At 59.9% G+C, this 3587-nt stretch carries 2 protein-coding genes; both read right to left on the bottom strand.

All coding sequences use genetic code 11. The features are described from left to right. Positions 1-153: 153 nt before the first annotated feature. Positions 154-2517 (bottom strand): outer membrane protein assembly factor BamA, encoded by a 2364-nt coding sequence (gene bamA, locus EOA27_RS27675; protein WP_126082654.1) that lies wholly within the window; start codon positions 2515-2517, stop codon positions 154-156. A gap of 218 nt (positions 2518-2735) precedes the next feature. Then, the coding region (gene rseP, locus EOA27_RS27670; RefSeq protein WP_127257746.1) for an RIP metalloprotease RseP at positions 2736-3587 on the bottom strand (852 nt) is incomplete at its 5' end.

Genomic DNA, 3587 nt, shown 5'->3' with positions numbered 1-3587 from the left:
GCTGGCGCCGGTCAGATTCGCGACCTCGCCAGCCGTATACCGGCGTGAAGGCGCGAAGAACACCGGATCGGTCATTCCAGAAGCAATATCCAGCTGGGTCGGCACAGTCCACTCCGGGCCGTCAACCGGCCCGGAACCATTGCAACCACGAAATTAGAAGCGGGTCGCGATACCGAAGTTGAATTCCTGCACATCGTCGGTCGACTCTTTCTTGACCGGGATCGCATAGTCGATGCGGATCGGGCCGAACGGCGAAGCCCACATCAGGCCGACACCCACCGAAGCACGGAGCTTCATGTCGGTCGATGCTTGAACGACACCAGGAGTGTCGACCTTGCTGCCGTACAGAGTTGCGGCATCAGCGAAAACGGCACCGCGCAAACCGAAACTCTCCGGGATCACCGGCAATGGGAATTGCGCTTCGGCCGAGGCATTGAAATAGGTAGTGCCACCAAGGTGGTCTCCAGTTGCGGTGTCAACGGGACCAATGCCACCATACTCAAAACCGCGGATCATGCGATCGTTGCTTTGGAACTGATCGAAAATGCGCAAACCATTATCGCCGTAGCCTGCAATGTAGCCGGCGCCGCCCGATACGAGACCGACAAGGTCAAGCTGCTCCGACAATGTCTGATAGACACTTGCCCGGCCAGTCACCTTCACCCATTTGGCATCGCCGCCAAGACCGGCGAACTCGGTCGTGCCGGTAACGAAGAGACCCTCATGCGGGTTCTTCATGTCGTCGATCGTGTTGTAGGTAAGACCCAAGCTGACCGAGGACTTCAGCCACGAGCCCTCATCGATGGCTTCTATGATGGCCTGCGAAAGATTGCAGTCGCCTTCGATGCCGTCATTGTTGTTGTCACAATCATTGAACTCGTACTTTTCCTGCGAGATGTTGTAGGCAAGCTGCGTCGAAATGTTGTCAGTGATCGGCAGACCAAACCGGACGGTCGCGCCGGTGGTGTCCGTATTGTAGTGATCGTACTCGCGGGTCGACTTGTAGATGTCGAAACCCGCCGCGATGCGCCGGCCGAGGAAGTAGGGCTCGGTGAAGGAAAGGGCGAAGTCGCGCGAATTCTTGCCGCCGCCGGCCGACAGCTTGATGTACTGACCACGGCCTAGGAAATTGCGCTCGGTGATCGACCCTTCGATGGATGGGCCGGGCGTGTCGCCGCCGGTCGAATAACCAGCGCCGACCGAGAATTCGCCGGTCGACTTCTCAACCACGGTGACCACGAGCACGACCTGGTCTGGCGCCGAGCCCGGAACCGTCGAGATATCGACGGACTGGAAGTAATCAAGGCCTTCCAGCCGCTTCTTCGCGCGCTGGATGAGGACCTGGTTGAAGGCGTCGCCCTCGCTGACATCGAATTCGCGACGGATGACATAGTCGCGCGTTCGGTCGTTGCCGCGGATTTCGATGCGCTCGATATAGGCCTTGGTGCCCTGGTCGATAGTGTAGACGACCGAAATGGTGTGGTTCTCGAAATTGCGGTCGCCGCGCGGCGTCACCTGGGCGAAGGCATAGCCTGAGCCCGCGACCTTCTCGGTCAAGGCGACGATCGAATCCTCGACGTCCTTGGCGTTGTAGACATCGCCCTTATGGGTTTCGACAGCCGATTCCAGCGCCTTGGAGTCGACCTCCGGAATGGTGCTTTCCACGCTGACGTCGCCGAACGTGTAGCGGTCGCCTTCCTGCACGGTGATGGTAACCGTGTATTTGTTGGTGGCGTCGTCAAGCTCGCCGACGGCCGAGACGACCTGGAAGTCGGCATAGCCGTGATTGTAGTAGAAGCGGCGCAGCAGTTCCTGGTCGGCGCGCAGCTTGTCCTCGTCATAGACGTCGTCGCGCAGCACGAAGGACAGCCAGGACGAACGCTTGGTGTTGATGACGTCGGACAGGCGGCGGCTGGAATAGGCGTGGTTGCCGACGAAATTGATCGCCGCGATCTGGGTGCGGCCGCCTTCGTTGATGTTGAAGACCACGTTCACGCGGTTGTCGCCGAGGTCCATGATCTGCGTGGTCACGGCGGCGTCGTCGCGGCCAATTCGCTTGTATGCCGACTTGATCGCCTCGACATCGGCGTCCAGCGCCTGCTGGGAGAAGGTCGCGCGCGGCTTCAGCTGGATACCCATCTGAAGCGCGTTGTCCTTGATCTTCTTGTTGCCCTGGAACAGTACCTGGTTGACGACCTTGTATTCGGAAACCTTGACCACCAGGCTCGAACCGACCTGGTTGATCTGGACGTCCGAGAACAGGCCGGTTCCGAACAGCGCCTTGACGGCGTCGTCAATATCGGAACTGGAGAAAGGCTTGCCCGGCTTGATCGTAATGTAATTGCGGATGGTCTCGGCATCGACGCGCTGGTTGCCGCTGACCTCGACACGCGAAACGACCGCTGCCTCGGCCACCGAGGTGGCAGCGAACTGCACTGCGAGCGCGCCTGGCAGGACCAGAGCGGCGGACAGAGCCGCCGCGGAAGCGGCGCTCAGAAACTTGGATGCTGCCTTCATCGGGCTTTTGTACCTTTTTCTCGTAGTCCCCACGGCGAGAAAACCGGACGTGCGGTATTTTCCCTTACCGTATTAACCGGATTTTCCCTACACGCAAGGCTCCCGGTTAATTTGTATTTACTTAACCGTACCGCGTGGCTTTCGCGTCACGCATATCCCCACGCATGGTAAACGGCATCTCAATATCACCGGCGCTGAAGCCAAATTTCTTCATGATTTCAGCACCCAAACAGATCATTCCAAAAAACGAAGCCCATGAAGCCGAGCACCAGGAACAGCCCGGTCCGATAGGCCATCTCCATCATTCGCTCCGAAACGGGCCGCCTTATGACGGCCTCCACGCCGTAGAACAACAGGTGGCCGCCGTCGAGAGGGGGAATCGGCAGGAGATTGAGAAATCCTATTCCGACTGACAGAAATGCAACAAGCTGCACCAGCCACTCGAAGCCGAGCTTGGCTGCCTGGCCCGACATCTTCGCAATCTTGATCGGGCCGCCCAATTGGCATTTGTCCTCGCGTCCAAGCGCAAAGCGCTGCAGGAACTGCCCGGTGCGCTCGATCACATGTCCGGTTTCCTCGACCGCCGCCACCACGGCGCCGGCCGGTGTATAGGAGATCAGGCGTGGCTGGCCGAGCTCGGCATTGTTGACGACGCCGATAACCGCAACCTTGACCTTGTTGCCCAGCGCATCCTGCTGCTCCATCGGCTCCGGTGTCGCCGTGACGGCGATTTCCTTGCCGTCGCGCAGCAGGGTGAAGGTGATGGCATCGCCTGCCCGGCCCGAGACCAGGCGCTGTACATCGGCGAAGGTCCCCACCTTGCTGCCGTCGACTTTGACGAATCGATCGCCAGGCTGGATTCCGGCTTTCTCCGCCGGACTGCCCGCGGTGACCTGGGCCACCGTAGGTTCCAGAACCGGACGGCCATAGAGGGAAAACAGCACCGCAAACACGGCGATCGTCAGCAGGAAGTTGAACAGCGGCCCCGCAACGACGGTCGCGGCACGCTTCCAGATGGGCTGCGTGTGGAAGGCGACCTCGCGCTCGGCCTCGGTCAGTGATTCGATCTC

This window comes from Mesorhizobium sp. M2A.F.Ca.ET.037.01.1.1 (assembly GCF_003998075.1).
GTDB lineage: Bacteria > Pseudomonadota > Alphaproteobacteria > Rhizobiales > Rhizobiaceae > Mesorhizobium.
The sequence above is the reverse complement of the archived record's forward strand: the minus strand, read 5'-3'. Positions and strand labels throughout refer to the sequence as shown.